General features: G+C 69.0%; 22 protein-coding genes. 11 read left to right on the top strand and 11 right to left on the bottom strand.

Annotated elements, in window-relative coordinates; all coding sequences use genetic code 11:
* Nucleotides 1-14 precede the first annotated feature (14 nt).
* Together ABZ319_RS01610 and ABZ319_RS01605 are read right to left on the bottom strand one after the other, a co-directional pair.
* On the bottom strand, nt 15-797 hold the full coding sequence (locus ABZ319_RS01610; RefSeq protein WP_354984338.1) for an SDR family oxidoreductase: 783 nt from the start codon (nt 795-797) through the stop codon (nt 15-17).
* 3 nt (nt 798-800) lie between these two features.
* Entirely contained in the window at nt 801-2,297 is a 1,497-nt protein-coding gene (locus ABZ319_RS01605) for a class I adenylate-forming enzyme family protein (RefSeq protein WP_354984337.1), read from the bottom strand.
* Between the two features lie 107 nt (nt 2,298-2,404).
* On the opposite strand from ABZ319_RS01605, the gene ABZ319_RS01600 reads away from it, so the two are divergent.
* The 5 genes from ABZ319_RS01600 to ABZ319_RS01580 all read left to right on the top strand — a co-directional run bounded on the left by ABZ319_RS01600 (nt 2,405) and on the right by ABZ319_RS01580 (nt 7,393).
* On the top strand, nt 2,405-3,574 hold the full coding sequence (locus ABZ319_RS01600; protein ID WP_354984336.1) for a CoA transferase: 1,170 nt from the start codon (nt 2,405-2,407) through the stop codon (nt 3,572-3,574).
* On the top strand, nt 3,574-4,461 hold the full coding sequence (locus ABZ319_RS01595) for a CoA ester lyase (protein WP_354984335.1): 888 nt from the start codon (nt 3,574-3,576) through the stop codon (nt 4,459-4,461). Before ABZ319_RS01600 ends, ABZ319_RS01595 begins: the two co-directional genes overlap by 1 nt.
* Complete coding sequence (locus ABZ319_RS01590; RefSeq protein WP_354984334.1) at nt 4,458-5,726, top strand: acetyl-CoA hydrolase/transferase C-terminal domain-containing protein; 1,269 nt, start codon at nt 4,458-4,460, stop codon at nt 5,724-5,726. Before ABZ319_RS01595 ends, ABZ319_RS01590 begins: the two co-directional genes overlap by 4 nt.
* Nucleotides 5,726-6,505 carry an enoyl-CoA hydratase-related protein gene (locus ABZ319_RS01585; RefSeq protein ID WP_354984333.1) on the top strand — a complete coding sequence of 260 codons (780 nt, stop codon included), beginning with the start codon at nt 5,726-5,728 and terminating at the stop codon, nt 6,503-6,505. The genes ABZ319_RS01590 and ABZ319_RS01585 overlap by 1 nt, the downstream gene beginning before the upstream one ends.
* A 291-nt stretch (nt 6,506-6,796) precedes the next feature.
* A complete protein-coding gene (locus ABZ319_RS01580; RefSeq protein WP_354984332.1) occupies nt 6,797-7,393 on the top strand; it encodes a hypothetical protein in 597 nt (198 codons plus the stop codon).
* Between the two features lie 3 nt (nt 7,394-7,396).
* On the opposite strand, the gene ABZ319_RS01575 is transcribed toward ABZ319_RS01580, so the two are convergent.
* A complete protein-coding gene (locus ABZ319_RS01575) occupies nt 7,397-8,629 on the bottom strand; it encodes an acyl-CoA dehydrogenase family protein (RefSeq protein ID WP_354984331.1) in 1,233 nt (410 codons plus the stop codon).
* Between the two features lie 35 nt (nt 8,630-8,664).
* Complete coding sequence (locus ABZ319_RS01570; RefSeq protein WP_354984330.1) at nt 8,665-9,819, bottom strand: acyl-CoA dehydrogenase family protein; 1,155 nt, start codon at nt 9,817-9,819, stop codon at nt 8,665-8,667.
* 142 nt (nt 9,820-9,961) lie between these two features.
* Between ABZ319_RS01570 and ABZ319_RS01565 the strand changes: the two genes are divergently transcribed.
* A complete protein-coding gene (locus tag ABZ319_RS01565) occupies nt 9,962-11,260 on the top strand; it encodes a cytochrome P450 (protein WP_354984329.1) in 1,299 nt (432 codons plus the stop codon).
* The gene (locus tag ABZ319_RS01560; RefSeq protein ID WP_354984328.1) at nt 11,257-11,445 is read left to right on the top strand and encodes a ferredoxin; all 189 of its coding nucleotides are present in this window, start codon (nt 11,257-11,259) and stop codon (nt 11,443-11,445) included. Before ABZ319_RS01565 ends, ABZ319_RS01560 begins: the two co-directional genes overlap by 4 nt.
* Nucleotides 11,446-11,576: 131 nt before the next feature.
* On the opposite strand, the gene ABZ319_RS01555 is transcribed toward ABZ319_RS01560, so the two are convergent.
* From ABZ319_RS01555 to ABZ319_RS01545, 3 genes are read right to left on the bottom strand one after another with little or no spacing between them, the layout of a single operon-like run.
* Nucleotides 11,577-12,395, bottom strand: a complete 819-nt coding sequence (locus ABZ319_RS01555; protein ID WP_354984327.1) for an NAD(P)-dependent oxidoreductase — start codon at nt 12,393-12,395, stop codon at nt 11,577-11,579.
* A complete protein-coding gene (locus ABZ319_RS01550; RefSeq protein ID WP_354984326.1) occupies nt 12,395-13,390 on the bottom strand; it encodes an alpha/beta hydrolase in 996 nt (331 codons plus the stop codon). Before ABZ319_RS01550 ends, ABZ319_RS01555 begins: the two co-directional genes overlap by 1 nt.
* 30 nt (nt 13,391-13,420) lie before the next feature.
* A complete protein-coding gene (locus ABZ319_RS01545; protein ID WP_354984325.1) occupies nt 13,421-14,128 on the bottom strand; it encodes an SDR family NAD(P)-dependent oxidoreductase in 708 nt (235 codons plus the stop codon).
* Between the two features lie 106 nt (nt 14,129-14,234).
* Between ABZ319_RS01545 and ABZ319_RS01540 the strand changes: the two genes are divergently transcribed.
* The 4 genes from ABZ319_RS01540 to ABZ319_RS01525 all read left to right on the top strand — a co-directional run bounded on the left by ABZ319_RS01540 (nt 14,235) and on the right by ABZ319_RS01525 (nt 19,315).
* Nucleotides 14,235-15,701: an aldehyde dehydrogenase family protein gene (locus tag ABZ319_RS01540; protein WP_354984324.1), complete on the top strand. Its 1,467-nt coding sequence runs from the start codon at nt 14,235-14,237 to the stop codon at nt 15,699-15,701.
* Complete coding sequence (locus ABZ319_RS01535; protein ID WP_354984323.1) at nt 15,698-16,906, top strand: CoA transferase; 1,209 nt, start codon at nt 15,698-15,700, stop codon at nt 16,904-16,906. Before ABZ319_RS01540 ends, ABZ319_RS01535 begins: the two co-directional genes overlap by 4 nt.
* A gap of 76 nt (nt 16,907-16,982) precedes the next feature.
* Complete coding sequence (locus tag ABZ319_RS01530; RefSeq protein WP_354984322.1) at nt 16,983-18,161, top strand: OB-fold domain-containing protein; 1,179 nt, start codon at nt 16,983-16,985, stop codon at nt 18,159-18,161.
* A complete protein-coding gene (locus tag ABZ319_RS01525) occupies nt 18,158-19,315 on the top strand; it encodes a thiolase family protein (RefSeq protein ID WP_354984321.1) in 1,158 nt (385 codons plus the stop codon). Before ABZ319_RS01530 ends, ABZ319_RS01525 begins: the two co-directional genes overlap by 4 nt.
* A 142-nt stretch (nt 19,316-19,457) precedes the next feature.
* Here ABZ319_RS01525 and ABZ319_RS01520 read toward each other — a convergent pair whose 3' ends face one another.
* The 4 genes from ABZ319_RS01520 to ABZ319_RS01505 form a co-directional block, all read right to left on the bottom strand.
* Nucleotides 19,458-20,822 (bottom strand): oxygenase MpaB family protein, encoded by a 1,365-nt coding sequence (locus tag ABZ319_RS01520; protein WP_354984320.1) that lies wholly within the window; start codon nt 20,820-20,822, stop codon nt 19,458-19,460.
* A gap of 226 nt (nt 20,823-21,048) precedes the next feature.
* Entirely contained in the window at nt 21,049-21,459 is a 411-nt protein-coding gene (locus ABZ319_RS01515) for an SgcJ/EcaC family oxidoreductase (protein WP_354984319.1), read from the bottom strand.
* A gap of 183 nt (nt 21,460-21,642) precedes the next feature.
* Nucleotides 21,643-22,641, bottom strand: a complete 999-nt coding sequence (locus ABZ319_RS01510) for an RNA polymerase subunit sigma-70 (protein ID WP_354984318.1) — start codon at nt 22,639-22,641, stop codon at nt 21,643-21,645.
* 143 nt (nt 22,642-22,784) lie between these two features.
* Nucleotides 22,785-23,084 (bottom strand): hypothetical protein, encoded by a 300-nt coding sequence (locus ABZ319_RS01505; protein ID WP_354984317.1) that lies wholly within the window; start codon nt 23,082-23,084, stop codon nt 22,785-22,787.
* Nucleotides 23,085-23,096 lie beyond the last annotated feature (12 nt).

The following is a 23,096-nucleotide window of genomic DNA, read 5'->3' as shown; positions in this document are numbered from 1 at the left end:
CGGGACAACAGGACTCAGTGTGCGGTCCAGCCGCCGTCCACCACGATCGTCTGCCCGGTCACGTAGCGCGCGGCGTCACCGGCCAGCCAGGTGATCGCACCGACGAGATCCTGGGCGGTGCCCTCGGCGGGCAGCGGGATATTTCGGCGCAGATACGCCGACCCGCGCTCGCTGTCGTAGAGGCTGTCGGTGATCTCGCTGCGGAAGAAGCCCGGCGCCACGGTGTTCACCCGGATCGAGTGCCGTGCCCACTGCACCGCGAGTTCGGCGGTCAACCCCGAGAGTCCGGCCTTGCTCGCGGCATAGGACGCCTGCGGGATGCCGGGCACCCCCACCCGGCCGCTGATCGAGGACACGTGTACGATCGCCCCCCGTCCCACGCGGCGCATATGCGGGAACACTGCCTGCGAGAGCCGCAGGGGTGCTACCAGATTCAGCTCCAGGGTCCGGTGGATGTCGGCGGGCGACTCGTCTTCCGCGCGCTCGGTGGTGAAGCGATTGCCCGCGGCGTTGATCAGGATCTCCGGCGGTCCGAGTTCGTCCAGGACGGCCGGGACGACCGCGTCCAGCTCGGCGGATTCGGCGAGATCCGCGGCGATGGCGACCCCGCCCAGTTCGGCCGCGAGGTCGGCCAGCCGGTCCTTGCGCCGCGCCACCAGCGCGACGCGTGCGCCCAATCCCGCCAGCGTGCGGGCTGTTTCGGCCCCCAGCCCGGAGGAGGCGCCGGTCACGATGGCGACCCGGCCGGCCAAATCGAACAGGCGCAGCGCGGGCGGAACGGGAATCGGATCGGTCATGGTTCAGCCCTCCGCTACGACCGGAGCCCCGGTCACCAACTCGGTGAGCCGGGTGCGCTCGACCTTGCCCATGGCGTTCACCGGCAGCGCGGGCACCCGCCGCCAGATCTCGGGGACCTTGTAGCCCGCCAGTTCTCGGCGGCACAGGGCGGCCAGTTCGTCCATATCCAGCGTCGCCGAATCGCTTTCGATGACCGCGGCGACCTTGTGCCCGAGTCGCGGGTCGGGCACCGCGCACACCGCGGCCTTGGTGACCTCCGGGTGCGCGGCGATGACCCGCTCGACTTCGAGGGGATAGACGTTCGCGCCGCCGCGGATGATGACCATCTTCTTGCGGTCGAGCACCCGCAGCCAGCCCGCCCGATCGACCGTCCCGATGTCGCCGGTGGCGAACGAGCCCGCGGCGGGCGGACGCACCCGGCCGTCCTCCCAGTACCCCAGCAGGGGCCGCCAGTCCCGCGCCCACACCCCGGATTCGGCTCCGCTCAAGCGCAATTCGCCCAGCTCACCGGGCGGCAGCCGGTGGCCCGCGTCGTCGTAGGCGGCGACCTCGTACTGCGGCAGCACCCGCCCGCTCGTACCCGGTCGCCATTCGGTGCCGGGCGGATCGATGGCCACCACCGTGGGGGCCTCCGACAGTCCGTAGGTGGCCCGGGGCACGATGCCGTGGGTCGCGGCGAAATCGGCACGGACCTGGTCGGGGGTGTCGCTGCCCCCGCTCCACACCTCGTGCAGCGAACTCAGATCCGTGTCCGGGCGGCGTGCGAGGTCGTACAGCTGGGCGGGCGCGCCGTTCCACACCGTCACCCGGTGCTCCCGAATCCACTCCGCCACGCCGTCCACGTCCCGGCGGTTCATGATGATCGCGCAGCCGTTGGCCTGGGCCGTCAGCAACGTCGACAACACCATCATGTTGAGGATGGTCAGCGGAAAGCTGTCGCCCTTGCGCAGTTCCGGACCCCAGCCACGATTGGCGACCAGGACCGCGCCGGGCAGCAGCAGATTGCGCTGGCTGTGCACCACCGCCTTGGGCCGGCCCGAGGTTCCACTGGTGAAACCTATTCCGGCCGGTGCGTCGATGTCCTGCGCGACCTCGGGCGCGGCGTCCGCGCCGGCGAGCAACTCCGCCCACCGTTCGGGGTCGATGCGCTCGGCGGTGTCCAGCAGGCACCGCGGGCCCGCCAGCACGACCGAAGGTTCGCACTGGTCGTAGAGCCCGCGCTGCTCGGCCGCGGTCAGCGCTTCCCCGATACCGGTCCAGATCGCGCCGATGCGTTGCGCGCCATGGAAAGCCGCGACGATGTCGAGGTCGTTGGGCAGGCACGCGGCGACGCGGTCGCCGGGGCGCACCCCCAGCGACCAGAGCGCGCCCGCGGCCCGATGGGCCTGCTCGTCGAGCTCGGTGTAGGTCCACGCTCCCGAGGCGGCCACGACGGCGCGGGCTTCGGGGCGGGAGGCCAGGGCCGAATCCAGCACTGCGGCAATGGTGAAACTGTCCACGACCTCTTTGATAGCACTATCCTTGCAAAGATTCATCAGATAGGCTCGCGAACGCTGATGGGGCGGGGTGATTCGTGAACCGGGGACCGGTCGAAAGAGGCATGCCGATGCGAAACAGGGGTCCGTTGACCGGCGTGCGAATCGTGGATCTGACCGCCATGGTCATGGGTCCGTACTGCACCCAGATCCTGGCCGACATGGGTGCGGACGTCATCAAGGTCGAGCCGCCCGGCGGTGACGACACCCGCCGCATCTCGGTCGGGCCCGAGCCCGGTCTGGGCGGGGTGTTCGTGAATGTCAACCGGGGCAAACGCAGTGCGGTGCTGGACCTGCGGACCGAGGCCGGGTGCGCCACCTTGCGCGGGCTCATCGCCGGGGCCGACGTGTTCATCCACTCCATGCGCGCCGGGGCGATAGCCCGGCTGGGCTTCGACTACGCGGCGGTCGCCGCGCTGAATCCGGCCATCGTCTACACCAACTGCTACGGCTACGGCCGGCGCGGGCCCGATGCCGATCGCACCGCCTACGACGACACCATCCAGGCCGAATGCGGACTGCCCTTCGTGCAGGAAAAGCTCACCGGCGCACCGGGATACGTCGGCAGCATCATCGCCGACAAAGTCGCCGGACTGACCGCCGTCTACGCCACGATGATGGCGCTGTTCCATCGGGAGCGCACCGGTGAGGGCCAGGAGGTCGAGGTGCCGATGTTCGAGACCATGGCCGCGTTCATGCTCGTCGAACACGCCAACGGCGCCATGTTCGATCCACCGCTGTCCGGTGCGGGCTATCCACGTGCGGTGACCCCCGAGCGAAAGCCCTATCGCACCAGGGACGGGCACCTCTCGGCGCTGGTCTACAACGACAAGCAGTGGAACGCCTTCGTGAGCGCGGTCCGCCCGGTGTGGGCGGGACCGGAGTACGCGACGCTGGCTCAGCGCGCGGCCCGGATCGACACGGTCTACGGCCTGCTCAGCGAGACCTTCCTGGAGCGGACCACCGCCGAATGGCTGGAACTGCTACGCGCCCTGGACATTCCGGCAGCGCCCGTGCGCACGCTGGACGAGTTGTTCGACAACCCGCAGCTGACCGAGTCCGGTTTCTTCGAAACCGTTGATACGCCCTACGGGAAAGTGCGTTTCCCCGGACCGCCGACGTGGTTCTCGCGCACGCCCGGCGGCGTTGCCGGTCCGGCGCCCCGGCTGGGAGCCGACACCGACGACATCGTGCAGGAGTTCGGCCCCGCCGGCCAACTCATCGACCATCTGGAGAAGTAATGACGCACAGCGGCCGCCACGCGCGATCGTGGCTGTTCGCCCCCGGCGACAGCGAACGCAAGATGACCAAAGCCGCGGCGGGACCGGCCGATATCGTGCTCGTCGACCTCGAGGACGCGGTCGCCGAGAGCGCGAAACCCGGTGCGCGCCTGCGCACGGCGGAGTTCATCGCCGGACACGCCGAGCCCGAGCGCGCTCGCCTGTGGGTGCGGGTCAATCCCCTGGACGGCCCGCACACCCTCACCGACCTCGCCGCGGTCATGCCCGCGCGACCCGGCGGCATCATGGTGCCCAAGACGCGCGGCGGCGGCGATGTCGTGATCATCGACCACTACCTGTCCGCGCTCGAAGCGGCCAACGGCATCGCGCCGGGCAGCACCGAGATCATCGTGCTGTGCACCGAGACCGCCGAGGGCATGTTCACCACCGGCACCTACGGCGGCCTCCCCCGTTTGACGGCAATGACCTGGGGCGCAGAGGATCTCGCGGACGCGGTCGGCGCCGCGTCCAACGTGCGCCCCGGGGGCGGTTACGACTTCACCTACGAGCTGGCCCGCAGTCTGTGCCTGCTCGGCGCGGCCGCGGCCGGGGTGAGCGCGGTCGATACCATCCACGGCGACTTCCGCGACCGGGACGGCCTGCGCGACCGGGTCGCCAAGGTGCGCCGCGACGGCTATCGCGGGATGCTGGCCATTCACCCGGACCAGGTCGAGATCATCAACGCCGGATTCACGCCCACCGCGGCGGAATTGGCGCAGGCGCAGGAGATCGTGGACCTTTTCGCTGCCAACCCGGGCGTCGGCGCGATCGGTCACAACGGCGCGATGCTGGACCGGCCCTATCTGGCCCGGGCGCAGGCACTGCTGGCAGCGGGCGGGCGGGTATGACCGTGATCTGCCCGGCCGGGGAACTGGACCTGAGCCGGTTCCTGCGCCGCGGTGATCGGATAGTGGCGGGTCAGGCGTGCGGTGAACCGAGCACCCTGCTGGAAGCGCTGCTGGAACAGGGCGAGAAGATCGGGGAGCTCTCGCTGTTCATCGCCACGAGCTTCTCCGGGCTGTTGACGGGGGAATCCGATGCGTTCGCCCTGTCGAGCATGGGAGCGATCGGCGCGCTGCGCACGGCGGCGCGAGCACACCGGCTGCGGGTCGTCCCGTGTCACGTCAGCCGCATCGGGCCGATGCTCGAGGACCGGACCCTGGGCTGCGACGTGGCTTTCGTCCAGGTGAGCCCGGCCGACGGCGAGGGCAGACACAGTCTCGGGCTGATCTCCGATCACGTGCGAGCCGCGGTGCACGCGGCGCGCACGGTGGTGGCCGAGGTCAACGACCGGGTGCCCTACACCTTCGGCGAGTCGCTGCACGTCTCCGAAATCGACTGCCTGGTAACGGTTTCGCGGCCCCCGATACAGGTCCCGGCCGCGGTCCCGAGCCCGGTGGACACCGCGATCGCCGCCCACGCCGCGCCCTATATCGGCGACGGCGCGGTGGTACAGGTCGGCATCGGCGCGGTCCCGGACGCCCTGTTGCGGTTGCTCGGCGACCGAACCGACCTGGGCGTGCATTCGGGCATGATCGGCGACGGGCTGGTGGATCTGGTCGAGGCCGGGGTCGTGACCAACGCGCGCAAGGAGATCGATGCCGGCGTCTCGATCACCGGGGCGCTGATCGGCACCGACAGGCTGTACCGATTCGCGGACCGGAACCCGGCGGTGCGGATGCGAGCGGCCGCCTATACGCACGACGCGGCGGTGCTGGGTCGTCTGACGAACCTGGTGACGCTCAACTCCGCGCTCGAGGTCGATCTCTCCGGCCAGGTGAACGCCGAGCAGAGCGGCTCGTCGTATCTGGGCGGCACCGGCGGCCAGGTCGACTTCGTGCGCGCGGGCGCGCGGTCGCCGGGCGGGCGCGCGCTCATCGCGTTGCCCGCCACCGCCAAAGGCGGGACCCTGAGCCGGATCACCGCCGCGCTGTCCGGTCCGGTGACCACCGCGCGCACCGACGTGGACGTGATAGTCACCGAATTCGGCGCGGCCGAATTACGCGGGCGCACCCTCGCCGAACGGGCGCGGCGACTGATCGAGATCGCGCACCCCGATTTCCGTGAGACGCTCTCGCGCACCGCACACGAAATCGAGCGGAGAGGTTACTGATGGGCGAATCCGTGAGTGATGCGGTGCTTTTCGAAGCCACAGACAATGGCGTCGCCATTATCACACTCAACCGGCCCGAGACCCGCAATTGCCTGTCGAAAGAGATCCGGTCCGGCCTATTCGCCGCCTGGGAGCGCTTCGAGCACGATCCCGCACTTCGGGTCGCCATACTGACGGGCGCGGGCACGAAAGCGTTCTGCGCGGGCGGGGATCTCAAGGAAATGGTGGAAACCGCAATGACGGTGCCGCCGCGCGATATGTTTCCGGTGCCCTACGACACCGTGGAATTGTCCAAACCCACCATCGCCGCGGTCAACGGAGTCGCGTATGCCGGCGGGTGGATGCTCGCACAGGCCTGCGATCTGTGCGTTGCCGCCAGCACCGCGCGGTTCGCGGTGACCGAGGTCAAGGTCGGGCGCAGCTCACCGTGGGCGACACCGTTGATCCACATGATCCCGCAGCGGATCATGATGGAGATTCTGTTGACGGGCAAGCCCATTGACGCTCGTCGAGCGTACGAGATCGGCCTGGTCAACCGGATCGCCGAGCCCGGGGAACTGCTGGAGGTCGCGCTGGAGCTGGCCGGTGAAATCTTGGCCGGATCCCCGCATTCGGTGCGGGCGGCCAGAGATACGGTAATGCTATCAACCGAGATGGGACGCTCCGCGGCGTTGCAGGCGGCCCGATTCGCTGCGGTGAGCTGCTACGAAAGCATGGACGCTCAGGAAGGCCCGAATGCTTTCGCGCAGAAGCGTATTCCACGGTGGCAGGGACGGTGAGCGGCTCCGGATTCGGGTCGTCCCGGCAGCGGATGCTTCCACTGTTGACCTGGCGGGAAAGCGCGTGTTAACTGTCTCACAGCACGTGGAACCGAGCAATCGTTCGGTTTCCGACATGTGTGGAACACGGTGCTACCAGCCCTGGCCCGAATTCCGCGAGGAGATCTTCCGTGACCGAGTTCGACGTGACGTTCGGCGCCGATCTGCTATGGCGACGCGCGACACCACGGAATTTCGACACGGTCGACCATCCATCGGGTCAGGTTCTACTCGTCAACGGGATGGACGTTCATGACTGCTCGATACCTCGACACCCTGGAAAAGCCTGAAGACCTCGCTGCTGTCGCCGCGTCGTTCGCGCATGCACGCCAGCACGAATTGAGATATCGAGTAGCCGTGGGGGCGCGAAATCCCGCCGAGGTCGTGCGCTTCGCCGGTGGCTGGCTCTTCGACCGGGTCCATGCCGGATGGGATGTCACCGTGGTTGTTTCCGAGCACGGAGACCCCCGGCCGTTGCAGATTCTCGGCGCGAACGTCCTGCACCTGGACGACTGCCTGGCGTGGGCGACCTACGACACCTGGCCGCACCTGCTGGTGCTGGACACCGCCCTGTTCGACACCGACCCGCGGGTGCTGTCCATCGTCATGGCGACCGTGGACACCGGCCGCTCCGACGTCATGCTGTGGGGCGATGTCGTGCCCGACGAGATGAGCCGGCGCATGGGACCGGTCAGTCACCGATTGAGTTCGGCGGCAAAGGCTTTCAAAGCGCGCGCCTGTACCGCGGCCGCGGTGCCCACGGCCGAGGTGGACCAGGAGGAGAGCTTCCGGCTCGCCGCGTGGCCGGTGCTGGAGTTCCCGCGCGCCGATATGGGGCGCACGGGATAACGCTCAGCGGCCGCGCTGCACCTGATTGAAGGGCACGTCGCGGTCAGCGGCGAACTCGCGCGGCATGCCCAGCACGCGCTCGCCGATCACGTTGCGGGCCATTTCGGTACTGCCCCCGGCCAGGCTCCACGCGGCCCGGAACAGATAGTCGGTCGCCACCCGTTCGGTGTCGGCCGGATCGCCGGGCCCGTGGGTGGCCGCCGCCGCGCCCGCGATCCGGATGGCCGAATCGTTTTGCAGCCAGGCGTTCTCTGCCGTGAACAGACGGGCGAGCGCGCCGGCCGCGGGCGGCAGCGCGCCGGTGCCGATGGCGTGCGCGACATGGTCGATGAGCTGATCGCGCACCACGTTCATCGCCCGCGCTTCGCCGATGTCCTCGCGCACCCGGAAGTCATCGAGTTGCCCGGTGGCCCTGGCCAATTCGAGTAGCACGGTCGCGTCGCCGCCCAGGTGCGGACGGGCGCCGCTGGTGTAGGGGGAGGTGCCGCCGAGCGCGGCGCGCTCGTGGAACAGCAACCGGGAGGCGGCGTCCCAGCCGCCGTCCACCTGACCGAGCACCGCGTCGTCCCCCAGGGCGACATCGTCGAAGAATTCCTGGCAGAACTCGGTGGATCCGGTCACCTGTTTGATGCGCTGCACGGTGACGCCCGGGGCGCCGACCGGAACCAGGAACATGGTCAGGCCACGGTGTTTGGGCACGTCCCAGTTGGTGCGGGCCAGGCACAGACCGTAGTCGGCGGCGTACGCGCCCGAACTCCAGATCTTGGAGCCGTTGAGCAGCCAGCGTTCGCCGTCGCGGTCCGCGCGCGTGGTCAGGCCGGCCAGATCCGAGCCGCCACTGGGTTCGGACAGGAACTGCGCCAGCACGGTGTCCCCGCGCAGTACCGCGGGCAGATGGGTGCGCTTCTGCTCCTCGGTGCCCAGGTCCAGCAGGGCCGCCCCACAGATGGACAGGCTCGGGACGTTGAGCAGCAGCGGCATCGCGTAGGGGAGCGATTCCTCGGTGAAGGCCCGCTGGTGTTCGGCGCTCAGGCCCAGACCACCGTATTCGGCCGGGAACCCGATGCCCGCGAAACCGGCGTCGTACAGCGTGCGCTGCAACTGCCTGGCCTGCTCCCAGGCCGCCTCGCTGTAGTCCTCCTTGGCCTCCGGCGGGGGAGCCGGGGGCAGGTTCTCGCGCAACCAGGCGCGGGCCCGATCACGGAAGGAATCAACCGATTCCAGGTCGGTGCTCATGACGGTGCTTCTTTCCAGACGATGTCCGCACGCCCTCAGGCGGCGTCGCGCTCCAGCAGATCGGTGATGTGGCGGCGGTGTTCCTCCGGCGTGCCGTACAGCGCCCGGCCCAGCACCACGCGGCGCAGGTACAGGTGCAGATCGTGTTCCCAGGTGACGCCGATGCCGCCGTGCAGTTGGACGCAGTCCTGGACGATCGCCGGGGCCTTCGCGCTCACATAGGATTTCGCGACGCTGACGGTCTCGGCGGCGGTCTCGGGCCGCGCGTCGCGCGTGGCAGCCGCGGCGGTGGCGGTGGCGCGGCAGGCTTCGAGCCAGGTCTTGTTGTCCGCCATGCGGTGTTTGAGCGCCTGGTAGGACGCCAGTGGCCGGCCGAAGGTGTATCGGTCGGCCAGCCAGGTCTGCGTCGCCGCCAGGGCGCTGGCGATGGCGCCGACCGACTCGGCGGCGGTCAATATCGCCGCGGTCTGCCATTGCGCCTGCACCGCGATGCTCGCCGCCGCGCCGACGTGCGTGACCGCCTCCTCGTTCACCGTGACATCGGCGAACGAGACCTGTGCGGTGCGGCGGGTGAGGTCCAGGGTCCACGCGGAAGTGATTGTCACGCCCGGCATTTCGGCGGGGACCAGGATCTGGATCAGCCCGTCGGGGCTGTCGGCGGTGACCAGGAACAGATCGGCCTGGTCGCCGGCCTCGACCCGGTCCTTGACGCCGTTGAGGCGGTAACCGCCGTCCACGCGTTCGGCGCACACCTCCGGGCGGGGACTGCCGACGGTGTCCGCGGACAGCGCGTCGAAGCCGTGGCCGGGCTCGTAGATCGCCCAGGTGGCGACCGTGTCCCCGGCCAGGGTCGAGCTGATGACTTCGCCGAATCGTGCCGGCGCGGTGGCCAATCCGGCGAGCACGGCGTTGGTGGTGACGAACGGCCCCGGCGCGCAAGTGCGTCCGAGCTCGGCGGCGATCAGGGCGAGCTCGGTGAGCGGTTGCCCAGAGATCGAACCGCCGCCCAGGTCCTCCGCTACCAGCATCGCCGTCCAGCCCAGTTCGGCAGCCCGCCGCCACCAGTCCCGGTCGAATCCGGTTCCGCTCGCGCCGAGTGCGCGAACCCGGTCCACGGTCATGGTCTCGGCCAGGAATTCTCGCGCCGTGGAGTGGAAAAGCCGCTGGTCGGCGGTGAGGTCGGGAGTCATGGGCGGTCCCTTCTGTTGACGCGCGGCACCCATTGTGGAAATCTCATACTCACAGATGAGAGTCATATTCTCAATCATGAAAGTGAACCGGCCGAATTCGGCTGCCGCGCACCGTGCGAGCGGATATCGAAGGGACCGTCGAGTGGTGGACAACCTCCAGGATCTGGACTTCTTCCTCGGACAGGAATTGATCGCCGATCCGTACCCGTACTTCGACGCACTGCGCGAGCAGTGCCCGGTGCTGCGGGAAAAGCATCAAAAAGTGATGATGGTGACCGGCTACGAAGAGGCGCTCGAGGTCTACAACGATGTGGGGCGCTTCTCCTCCTGCATCGCGGTGACCGGGCCGTTCCCCGGTTTCCCGGTGCCGCTGGCCGGGGTCGAGAACGTGGACGAGTTGATCGCCGAGCATCGGGACAAGCTGCCGATGAGCGATCAGCTGCCCACCCTCGACCCGCCGGTGCACACCGATCACCGGGCGCTGCTCATGCGGCTCATCACCCCGAAACGCTTGAAGGAGAACGAGGAAGCCATGTGGTCGATCGCCGACCGCATGCTGGATTCGTATCTGGCGAACGGCCGCGGCGACTCGATCCGCGACTTCGCCGGCCCCTTCACCCTGTACGTGATCGCGGATCTGCTCGGGGTCCCGCCCGCCGACCAGGAGGAGTTCCTGCAGGCGTTGCAGCGCGGACCGCACCGTGAGGGTTCGAGCGTCGGCAGCACCGACGGCGAGAACATGTCGCACAACCCGATCGAGTTTCTCTACGAACGGTTTTCGACCTACATCGAGGACCGCCGCCGCGAACCGCGCGACGACGTACTGACCAGCATGGCCCAGGCGACCTTCCCCGACGGTTCGGTGCCCGAGGTGCTCGACGTGGTGCGGGTGGCGGCCAATCTGTTCTCGGCCGGCCAGGAAACGACCGTGCGCCTGCTGAGTTCGGCGTTCCGGACCATCGCGGAGAATCCGGAGATCCAGGCGTACCTGCGCGCGGACCGCAGCCGGATCCAGAACTTCATCGAGGAATCGCTGCGGATGGAGAGCCCGGTCAAGGGTGACTTCCGGCTGGCCAAGTCGGCCTCGGAGGTCGGCGGTGTTCCGGTCGAGCAGGGCGATGTGCTGATGGTGGTCAACGGCGCGGCCAATCGCGATCCGCGCCGCTTCGAGGATCCGACCACCTTCGATCCCGCGCGGTCGAATGCCCGCTCGCACTTGGCTTTCGGTCGCGGCGTGCACACCTGCCCCGGTGCGCCACTGGCCCGCACCGAGGCGCGCGTTGCGATCGAGCGACTGCTGGACCGCACCACCGACATTCGCCTCGACGAGAGCGTGCACGGCCCCGAGGGCGCGCGCGACTTCCGCTACCTGCCGACCTTCATCCTGCGCGGGCTCACCGCCCTGCACCTGGAATTCGACAGCAAGGAGAACGACCGATGAAGGTCACCGTCGACGCCGACCGCTGCCGCGGGTTCGGCGTGTGCGTCTCGATCTGCCCCGAGGTCTTCACCCTCACCGAGTGGGGTTACGCCGAAGTGCCGAATCCGGATGTGCCCGCTGATCTGCAGGGCGCTGTCAGCGAGGCCATCGCGGCCTGCCCCGAACACGCCATCGAAACTCTCTGACCGCCGACGGCGGAAACCCACGATGCCCGGCCGCGTGAATGACGCGGCCGGGCACCGGCGGGTGGTGACCCGGTCGTCGTGGGACCGGGCCGGAGCCCGGGTCGTGGTTCGACCCGGGCGGTCTGAAATCCTCAGCGAGAGCGGCCCATCATGCCCAGGGTCGCGTCGGCGGTGCCCAGGACCACCCCGGGGGTGATGCCCGCGCTGGTCGCGAGGTCGGCGACCAGGCCGACGTCCTTGCGCAGCAGATCGCCGGCGTGGGCCGCGAGCCGGGTGAGGGTGCCGTCGCCGGCGACGAGCCGGCCGAGGGCGAAGCTGTTGGCGGTGCCGTGGGAGATGACCTCGCCGAGCCGGTCGGGACTGATGCCGAGGTCGCTGCCCAGGGCCAGGGTGCTGGCGGAGGTGGCCAGATTGGCCGTGAACAGCAGGTTGTTCAGGAGCTTGGTGGTTTGACCCGCGCCGACCTCGCCCAGGTGCACAACGGGATCGGCGTAGGTGGCGAACACGGGGCGCGCCCGCTCGACGGCCTCGATCGCGCCGCCGACCATGACCAGCAGGGTGCCTGCCTCGGCGGCGGGCCCGCCGCCGCTGACGGGTGCGTCGATGACCGATACCTGCTGGGCCGCGGCGATATCCGCGAGTTCGCGGCAGGTGGCCGGATGCACCGTGGCATGGATGGCCAGGATCGAGCCGGGTGCGAGGCCGGCCAGGACGCCGCGCTCGCCGAGCACGACCTCGCGCACGTCGGCATCGCCGACCACGCAGACGCAGACCAGATCGCTGGCCGCGGCCAGATCGGCGGGGGAGTCCGCGGTGGACGCGGCGGTGTCCGCGAACGGTTCCAGGCTCGCCGGCCGCCGCGCCCACAGCGTGGTCGGGTATCCGGCCGCGACGATGCGGCGGGCCATGGGCCCGCCCTGGCTGCCCAGTCCGATGAATCCGACACGCATCAGCGGGTTCCCTCCGTGCTCGGCGACGCGTGCGCGAAGCCGTCCAATTGTGTTGTGGGAGCCGAGAAATCACCGTCGGCGCGCGCGGCGACACATTCCTCGGCGAAGGCCAGCAGGCTCAGGTGATAGGCGGCGGCGGTATAGCCGACGCTGAGGTTGTGCCCGGTGTTGGGGCGGTGGCTCAGCACGACGCGGGGCGCGGCGCCGAACAGAGCGGCGACGGCGGTCAACTCCTGGGAGTCGTTGCGCCACACTCGTTCGTGATCGCCGATGGTGAATCGCACCGGGATGGGAACCCGGCCGGCCAGCCGCGGGAAGTCGTGTTCGGCCCACTTCTGCACCGTGCTGGATTCCAGGCGCGCGCCCGAGGCGGCGATGGTGCCGCCGAATCGGACGTCGGGCGGATACAACCGCTCCGGCTGCCACAGCAGATCGCCCAGGGTCGGCGCTCGCGTGCCGCCGTCGGAGTCCGGACCCCGCAGTGTTTGCTCCGCGAACGGCGGGTGCAGCCGGCCGGTTCCGGCCAGCTCCACCCCCAGCAGGTCCGCGCCGCGCTCGTCGGCGGCCATTCGCATGATCAGTTCGCAGCCCGCGGAGTGGCCGACCAGGAAGATCCCGGCCCCGCGCGGCCGCGAACCCAGGTGTGCGGCAATGGCTCCGAACATCAGGTCCACCCGCTGCGCGGCGGTGCCCAGCTCGGCCGCGAACGGGGTCGAGGCTCCGTAGCCGGGCCGGTCCAGGGCCTGCACGGTGTAGCCGAGGCGCTGTCCGAGCCGCAGCAGCGACAGCTCCGGGTGGCCCGGGCAGTCGTAGTACACCGAGCTGGTCGAGCCGCCGTGCAGGGCCACCAGCACCGCTCGCGGGTCCCGGGCCTCGGCGAGCAGGCCCGAGACCGGGATTCCGCCGACCTCGGCGAGTATCGGGATCGGCGCGGAATCGCCGTCCAGCGCGGACAATTCGGAGTCGATGAGGGTCATGATGATGCCCCCTGCCATGCGACGGTGTTCACGGGTGGCCTCTCCGGCTCAGGTGTTGCGGCCGCCGTTGACCCCAAGGATCTGCCCGGTGATGTACCCGGCCTCCTCGGAGATCAGGAACGAACAGGCCGCGGCGATGTCCGCCGGCGTTCCGATCCGCCGGACCGGGGTGCGCTCGATATGGTCCTCGACGGTGCCGCCGAGTAGTCCCTTGCTCTCGGACTTGCGCAGCATCGGGGTGTCGATGAAGCCAGGCGGCACCGCATTCACGGTGATGCCCGCCGGACCCAGTTCCAGCGCAAGGGATTTGGTCAGGCCGTTGATCGCGGATTTGGCCGCGACGTAGTGCGCCATGAACGGCTGTCCCGAATGAGCGCTCGAGGACGAGATATTGACGATGCGCCCCCAGCTCGCATCGATCATGTCCGGGAGTACCGCCTGCACGCAGTGGAAGGTGCCGTGCAGGTTGACGTCGATCACCTGTTTCCACTTCTCGAAGCTCAGCGAGGTGAAGCGCTGGAAGCCTTCGAGCCCGGCCGCGTTCACCAGGACGGTGACCGGGCCGAAGCGGGCTCGGATGCCGGTGAGTGCGGCGGCGATCTGTTCGGGGTCGGTGATGTCGGCCCGGTATTCGAGATCGTCGTTCTCGGGATTGTTCAGGTCCAGGGTGGCGACGGTGAAGCCGTCACCGCGCAGGCGCTGGGCGATGGCCAGGCCGATGCCGGAGGCGCCTCCGGTGACCACTGCGGTCTTCACGACCGGATCTCCTCTCCAGCAAGGATTCTTGCTACCGTTCGCGGAATCGAATGTATCATTCTCGCTCAGTGAGAATGATATTTCCACAATAGGGTGAGGAGCCGGGATGTCAACGCGGGAACAAGCGGTAACGGTCGCGCGGCGACTGCTCATCGACGGGCAGCTGGTCGAAACGGGTCGCACGGTCGACTCGCTCAACCCCGCCACCGGCGAGGTCTACGGGCACGCGCCCGAAGCCGGGGTCCCCGAAACCGACGCGGCCATCGCGGCCGCGCGGCGGGCCTTCGACACCACGGACTGGTCCACGAACGTGGAGCTGCGCATCCGCTGTCTCGACCAGCTGTACCAGGCCCTGCGTGACAACGTCGAAGACCTGCGCGAGGTCACCATCGGCGAGGTAGGCGCGACCCGGCTGCTCACCCAGGGCAACCAGCTCGAACAGCCCATCGAGATCGTGCGGTACTACGCGAATCTGCTGCGCGAGTACTCCTTCACCGAGGACCACGGCGCGGTGGAGATCCGCGGCGCACAACACCATCGCTGGACCGAACGAGAAGCGGCGGGCGTGGTTTCGGCCATCGCCGCGTACAACTACCCGCACCAGCTCGCGCTGGCCAAACTCGCGCCGGCGCTGGCCGCGGGCTGCACGGTGGTGCTCAAGGGCGCACCCGACACCCCGCTCGCCACCCTCGCGCTCGGCGAGGTGATCGCGAAGCACACCGACATCCCCGCCGGTGTGGTGAACGTGCTGACGTCCTCGGATGTCGCCGTGGGCGAACGCATGACCACGCATCCGGACGTGGACGTGGTCAGTTTCACCGGGTCCACCGTCGTCGGGCGCAAGATCATGGCCGCGGCCGCGGGGTCGCTCAAGCGGGTGTTCCTCGAGCTCGGCGGCAAGTCCGCGATGATCCTGCTCGACGACGCCGACTTCACGCTCTCCGCGCTGTTCGCGGCGTTCAGCATCGTCACCCACGCCGGTCAGGGCTGCGCGCTCACCACGCGAATCCTGGTGCCGCGCGCCGAGCACGACCGGCTGGCCGAACTCATCGCCGCGAACTTCGCCAACGTCTCCTACGGCGATCCCAACGACCCGAAGAACTACATGGGCCCGCTGATCAGCGAACGCCAGCGCGAGAAGGTCGACGGCATGGTCCAGCGCGCGGTCGCCGCGGGCGCGAAGCTGATCACCGGCGGCACCAAGGCCGATCCCGGTTTCTTCTACGCGCCGACGCTGCTGGCCGGGGTCGATCCGGACAGCGAGATCGCGCAGGAGGAGGTGTTCGGGCCGGTGCTCGCGCTGATCCCCTACGACGACATCGACGAAGCGGTGACCATCGCCAACAACTCCATCTACGGGTTGTCCGGCGCGGTGTTCGGCGCCGACGCCGAGCGAGCCAAGGCCGTGGCCAAGCGGATTCGCACCGGCACCATGAGCATCAACGGCGGCAACTACTTCCAGCCCGACGTCCCCTTCGGCGGGTACAAGCAGTCCGGCATCGGGCGCGAAATGGGCCGGGCCGGTCTCGAGGAGTTCCTCGAGACCAAGACCGTCGCCGAGGTGCGCGCATGAGCGGGCCCCTGGCCGGAATCAAGGTCCTCGAGGTCGCCATGTACGGCTTCGTGCCCTCGGCGGGCGCGGTGCTCGCGGACTGGGGCGCGGACGTGATCAAGGTCGAGCACGCGATCACCGGCGACCCGCAGCGCGGGCTGCGCCAGGTCGGGCGGTTCAAGGTCGAGGGCGACGCCAATCCCAATGTCGAGCATGCCAATCGGGGCAAGCGCAGCATCGGGATCGACATGTCCACCCCGTCCGGGCGCGAGGTCGTCCACGAGTTGGCCCGCACCGCGGATGTCTTCCTGACCAGCTTCCTGCCGGGTGCGCGCACGAAGTTCGGCATCGACGTGGACGACATCCGGGCCGTGAATCCCTCGATCGTGTACGCGCGGGGCAGTGCGCTCGGGCCGCGGGGGGTCGAGTCCGATCGCGGCGGCTACGACATGACCGCGTTCTGGTGCCGCGCCGGCATCGCGGCCAGTCTGACCCCCGAGGGCATCGAGGGCATGATCAATCCGCCCGGACCGGCGTTCGGTGACACCATCTCGGGCACCAATCTCGCCGGTGGCATCGCCGCCGCCCTGCTCAAACGCGAACGCACCGGGGAGACTTCGGTGGTTGACGTGTCGCTGCTGGGCAGCGGGCTGTGGTCGATGGGACACGGCATCGCGCTGTCGGCGCACGTCGGGGAACCGCTGTCCGCGCCCGCGCCGGGCGTGCACGGTGCGCCGACCAATCCGCTGTCCGGGCTCTACGCCACCTCCGACGGCCGCTACCTGTCCTTCGTCATGTTGCAGCCGGGCAAGTTCTGGGCCGACGTGTGCCGTCATATCGATCGGCCCGATCTCATCGAGGACCCGCGGTTCGCCGATGCCGCGCAGCTCAGCGCGAATACCGCGGACGCCGTGGCGATTCTGCGCGAGGTGATCGGGGCGCGGCCGCTGGCCGAGTGGACCGAACGCTTCGCCACGCTCGCCGGGCCGTGGGCTCCGGTGCAGGACACCCGCCAGCTCGGGAACGACGCGCAGGTGCGGGCGAACGAGTACCTGCTTCCGGCAGGGGAATTGGAGCTGGTCTCCAGTCCCGTCCAGTTCGACGTCGGGGCGCCGGAGCTGCGGCCCGGGCCCGCGTTCGCCGCGCACACCGAGGAAGTGCTGCTCGAACTGGGCCTGGACTGGGATCGGATCATCGAACTGAAGACCGCGGGCGCGATCTCCTGATCGGTGCGGGCGGCACGGTGTGCCGGTTGGCCCGCACCGCACTCCGAATCGATTCGCCCGCACAGAAAGGCAGCCGATGCCGTATATCGCGTCGATGGGGACGTACCTGCCGTGCTGGGGTGCGCCGCGTGCCCGGGTCGCCGGGGATGACGAGGACGCCATCACACTGGCGGTGGCGGCGGGGCGCTCGGCGCTGGACAGCGGCGATCCGGTGGAACGGGTGGTGCTGGTCAGCCGGGATCTGCCGTTGACCGACACCAGCAATGCCGCCGTGCTGCTGGCCGGGCTCGGGCTGGATCCCGAGCTCGAGGTGATCGAACGGCTCGGCGGTGCGCCGGCAGCTCTGGACGCGCTGACCTCGGCTCGGCCGCGCACGCTGGTGATCGGCGTCGACATCGAGCCGACGGCGGGTGCGGCGGCGGCTCGGGTGTCCGATCACGGTCTGCACGTGCGGATCGCGGCGCGGGTGGCACGCAGTCTGCCCGCGCGCACCCGCAATGCCACCGGGGCCGTTCATGATTACGGTGATCCGCGCATGCTGCACGAACGCGGACCGGTCGCCTCGCTGTCGGCGGCGTGGCTCGATACCCCGGTCGCGGTGGCCGGGGTCGATCACCGCCAGGCCGAGCGGCTCTGCCTCGGCAACCCGCCCGAGCTGCCGACGCTCGGCGCCGCCGCCGGGCTTTTCGCGCTCGCCGCGATGGCCGAATGGGATACCGGGGGACTGCTGGTCGGGGTCGAGCAGGCGAATCTGTCCGGGCTGATCGTCGCGCCCGGGCCGGTGCGGGTGCGGCGGGCGGAACCGCCCGCGCGCGAACCGCTCGAGCGCGCCGAGACGCCGGCCGCCGATCTGCCGCTGTCACTGGCGGCGTACGAGCGGGCGTTCGAGGCCAAGGTGCGCTGGGAGGCCGGGCAGCACGCGGGCAGCGCCGAATTGGATTTCCCGCCGCGCTATCGGGTCGGGCCCGACGGCAGTCTGCACACCGACTACACGCCGGTTCCCCTGCCGCGCACCGGCACCGTGTACACCGAGACCACCGTCCGGCTGCCGGTGCCCGGGCAGCGCACCCCCTATTCGCTGGTCGTGGTGGAACTCGACGAGGTCGGGGTGCGGGCGCTCGCGCCGGTCACCGGCGTCGATCCCGGGACCGTGGCGATCGGTGACCGGGGGCGAATGGTGTTGCGGCGGGTGGCTTTGCGCGCCGGCGTCCCGGATTACGGATACGCGTTCGAACCCGAAGTGGAGGCATCGTGAGAAAGGTCGCCGTCGTCGGCGCGGGGATGACGCCCTTCGCCGAACACTTCGCCCTGGGGGTGAAGGACCTGCTGCCCATGGCGTTCGCCGCGTGCGCGGCCAGCGTCGACAAGGGAATGCGGACCGCCGAGGTGCGGGCCGCCTGGTTCGGTTCCACCGGCGCGACCGACGGCTTTCCCGCCGGGGTGCTCTCGGACGCGCTCGGCCTGCCCGAGCTGGCGGTCACCCATATCGACAACTCCTGTGCCACCGGCAATGACGCGGTGCGCAACGCGGTCTTCGCGATCGCCTCCGGCGCGGTGGACATCGCCCTGGTGATCGGGGCGGACAAGCTGCGCGAGACGGCGCAGAAGGACCTGCTGCGCGAATGGGAGGCGATGGGCAGCGACAAGGTCTGGGACTACCCCCTCGGACTGTTCGCCCCCGCCGGCTTCGCCCTGCATGTGAACAGGTATCTGCACGAAAGCCCGGCCACCCGTGAGCATCTGGCGATGGTCGCGGTGAAGAACCACCGGCACGGCGCACGAAACCCGAAGGCGCGCCTGCGTTTCGAGATCACGATGGACCAGGCGCTGAACGCCCCCATCGTGGCCGACCCCTTCGGGGTCTACGACTGCGTGCCTCAGAGCGACGGCGCCGCGGCGCTGCTGCTGGCCGCCGAGGACGTGGTGGACCGCTACACCAACCGCCCCGTCTGGATCCGCGGCGTCGGCCTCGGCCTGGATTCGGTGATGCACCAACATAAACGCGACATGACCACCTTCCCCGCCACGGTCCGCGCCGCCCAGCACGCCTACGCGATGGCCGGGGTGACCCCCGCCGAGATCGACGTGGCCGAGGTGCACGACTTCTTCACCGGCATAGAGCTGATCAGCTACGAGGACCTCGGCTTCGCCCCGAAACTGGAGGGCTACCGCCTCGTCGAGTCCGGCGCGACAACTCTCGGCGGCAGCCTCCCGGTCAATCCCAGCGGCGGCCTGAAAACGAAGGGTCACCCACCCGGGGCGACCGGCATAGCCCAGTGTGTGGAGCTCTTCGAACAACTCCGGGGCACGGCCGTGAACCAGGTGGAGAATCCCCGCTACGCCCTGGCCCACAACATCGGCGGCCCCACCGCCGTGGCCGCGGTGACGATCCTGGAAGGCCCCCGCTGATGTCCCGTCGGGCTTCGGCCGCGGTGCCGGTGGGCCGCGCCCGACGACCGAGAAGGCCCGCCGGACATAGCCTTTGCCGACGACGGTCGGTCAGCCCGCGCACCGTCTACGACGACCCAACCGGTTCGGAGATACCGCTCGACTAGCCGGGCGGTGTCGTCGTCGCGGGCGACGTTGTAGTGGGTGCTGTGGTACCGGGTGCCGTCGTGGTGGGCGGCGGCGTCGTCGCAACGTAGGGGGTCGTGGTGACGGGCGGTGTGCCGGTGATCGACGGATTGTTGGTGGTGGGGATCGGGAGCTCCAGTTTGAGACCGCCATTGTTGAGGTACAGCATCGCGGCGACCTTGATGAACTCGGTCAACTGGAAGTAGATCGCGTCGACACCGGGGACGATCCTGCCGAGTTGGTAGAGCCCGACGAACGGCACCCAGAGCGTCGCGAAGATGCCGTCCCAGATCCCGTCGGTCTTCAGATTGAGCCATTTGGCGACCTGGGCGCCCAGCACGTACTTGGTGAACGAGGCGAGCATCGGCTTGGTGACGAAGCTGGTGGCGGCCAGCACCGGCCCGATGGTGAGGAGATGGTCGGCGATCTTGGTGCCCTCGGGCGTGGGGCCCAGAATCGGGTCCAGCACCTGTTTGGACTGGGCGTTCGCGGAGTCCCACGTCGCGGGGATGTACTGGTCCTGGACGCCGAGCAGGTGCGCGGTCACCTGCCACGAGTGCAGGAAGCCGGCCGACTGGGCGTCGGTCACGGGTACCTTCCAGGCTTTCAGCTTCTGCATGATGGTGGTCGGCAGGCTGTGCCAGGTGACCAGGATGTCGTTCTGACTGATCGGAATCTTGGGATTCTCGGTCGCAACCTGCAGCCACGGACCGGATTTGGGCAGCAGGTGCCGCACCGCCGCGTGCACCATGCGCGTCTTGACGCAGGTGACGATCAGATGGCCGTTGGGCCCGAACGGCTGCTGGGCCATGAGGTCGTAGCCGAGCTTGGCGGTCTTGGCGATTCGATCCTGGAGATCGGCGCCGCCCTTGGAGTAGTAGACGGCGCGTGACTCGTGCGGGATCACGGTCGCCAGCAGGCCGGCCCCGAAACCGTATGCGGTGCCGATGAACGGCCCCTGCTTGGTGTTGAAGTCGTCCGCCGCCTTCAGTTTCGACTGATCGGTCCAGGCCGGCAGTTGGCGCGCCTGCTCGATGAAGGCGGTCAGATTCGGGGGCAGTCCCGCCGGGGTGGGCTGGTTGTTGGTGGTCCAGGTGGCCAGGACCTTGTTGATCGCGGCCACCTGTCCGCTCTCGAGTATTTCGGCTATGACCTGGTCGGCTGCCGGATCCCACACGGTCATCGGGTCGATCCCGTCGCCGGAGCCGGCGACCGAGCCGCTGGCCGGCCAGCTCCACGCCCGCGCTCGTGGCGGGGCGGTGAACATCGCCAGGGACAGCGCCCCCAGTCCCGCCAGCAACCCGCCGGTCCTCAATGCGTCACGTCTGTTCAGGTTGTCCATCGACTCACGACCTCGATAATTGCGGTGACAGCCGCTGCGGTGATACGCAGAGGCACGTGCCGTATCTTCGTAACATCGGGCGCGGGTGATTGTGAACCACGTCACGATTACTCTGGGTCAGGTCCCAGTGCCCCAACGATTTCCGGTGTGAAGCGAAAGAGACCACACCATCCGCTCTTGCGAATCCCGTAGCGGCTGCAACCGGACCTGGCGGTGACGCCGTGGATTACGGCGCGGCCAGTACCGGGCTGTTGTGGTACGCGGCGATCAGCCACCGGCCCTCGCGCTTCTCGAACACCCACGTGGCGTTGACCTTCCGAACGTCATCCGGTACCTCGGTCTCGCCCGCGAACAGGATCGCGGAGACACTGATGACGATCGCGGCGTCGCTGCCGAGAAAGCGGATGCTGAGCCGCTCGTTGTAGGTCGAGCTCCCCGCGAGCGGCCCCTCGAACGCGAGCGACATGCTCTGCCTGATCGTTTCGCGGCTCGCCCGCAGGGAACCGGTCATGATGGCGGTCGCGTCCGCCGTGTAGTCGGCGACCATCGCCGCGGCGTCGCCGGCCGCCCACGCCCGGTAGGAGTCGGCCAGCACGGCCTCGATGGCGGCTACGTCTTCGGTACGACTGTTCGACATTGGATGTCTCCCTGGTATCCGGCTCGCTCGGTCTGTTCCGAGTGAACTCGCGAATACATACCGGCGGCGCACGCCGAACTCATCGCGCGACCGCGAGAAAGTTTCGGAACGCGGCGTCGGCCCCGCACGGGCAACGTGAGGCACGCACGGTCGGAACGTGATCCCGATATCGCGGGCGCGATGTCACCGGTCGATGCGCGTGGCGAGACCGAAGCTCGCGAAGACCTCGGGATCCTGGAACACCGAGTTGCGGCTGATCCCCTCCGCGGTGACGGTGAAGATCTGCACCGTGTGCAGTTCATAGCCGCCGTCGGCGGCCCGCCGATAGGCGGCGAAGCCGGGTTGGCCGCCGTTGGCCGCCAGTTCCACCGTGTGCCAGTCCTTTCCGGCTTCGAATACCCAGTGCATGAACAGCCCGTAGTTCTCCCGCCCGCGGAACCAGTGAAGCATCGGGGGCATCTCCATGATCACGTCGTCGGTGAGCAGCTGTTTGAGCGCCTCGACGTCGGCGCGTTCGAAAGCCCGGATGTATCGCTCGATCCACACGCGCTGGTCGCCCAGCGACGGTTCCGCGACGTCTTCCTGGACGACCCCGGCGTCCCGCAGGCGGGCTCGGGCCCGCTGCAGGGAACTGTTGACCGACGCCACCGAGCAACCCAGGATCTCCGCGGATTCGGCGGCCGAGAAACTCAGCACATCGCGCAGGATCAGGGCGCCGCGCTGACGCGCCGACAGATGCTGCAGTGCGGAGGCGAACGCCAATCGCACACTCCCGCGGTCGATCGCGGCCGCGGCCGGTTCGTCGCTCGTCAGCAGCGAATCAGGCAGTGGCTGCAACCATGCGGCGTGTTCGCCCCGGACGAGAGGCGCCAGCGGCTCACTCGCGGCGACGAAACCCGAAGGCAGCGGCCGGGCTCCGCGCGCCCGCAGGGCCGTCGAACAGACGTTGGTGGCGATTCGGTACAGCCACGTGCGCATCGAACCGCGATTCGGGTCGTACTGATCGCGTGCTCGCCACGCCCGCAGATAGGTCTCCTGGACCAGATCTTCGGCATCATGAGCCGAGCCGAGCATGCGGTAGCAGTAGGCGAGCAACTCGGTGCGGAACGGCTCCATCCGATACTCGAAGGCTTGTTCCCCGTCTCGCCCGTCGCCGTCGATCACCCGCGTCCGCGTGGACATCTCGCCCCGGCCTCCTTCCGGTCCGGCGGTAGGCCGGACCGGATCTCATCCTCGGCTCTCACGGGTCGCGAAGACAACCACCACCGCCACGGCGGTGCGGATGCCGAATCATCCGGGCCGCGCGGGCGGCTCGGACCGGCCGCCTACAGCGGCTGCCAGACCGTCATGCGCAGGCGCTGCGGGTCTACCGAGGGATTCAGGCGGAGGCGGCCGTCGGCCGAGCGGGCGCCTATCTCCTTCAGGACGGCCAGGGGGTCGCCGTCCACGTCGTACACCGCGAGGTATTCCAGGTCGTCGGGGTCGGTGGGGTTGATCCGGCGGTGGCGGGTGCAGGACAGGACGCCGGGGATGTCGAGCATGTCGGAGATGTGGATGTTCTCGTACCACTCGTTGTATTCGGCGTCCATTCCGTCGCGGGGAGTGGAGAAGACCATGATCGGCATGTGGGGGCGCTT

Source organism: Nocardia sp. NPDC005978 (genome assembly GCF_040614455.1).
Lineage (GTDB): Bacteria > Actinomycetota > Actinomycetes > Mycobacteriales > Mycobacteriaceae > Nocardia.
The sequence above is the reverse complement of the archived record's forward strand: the minus strand, read 5'-3'. Positions and strand labels throughout refer to the sequence as shown.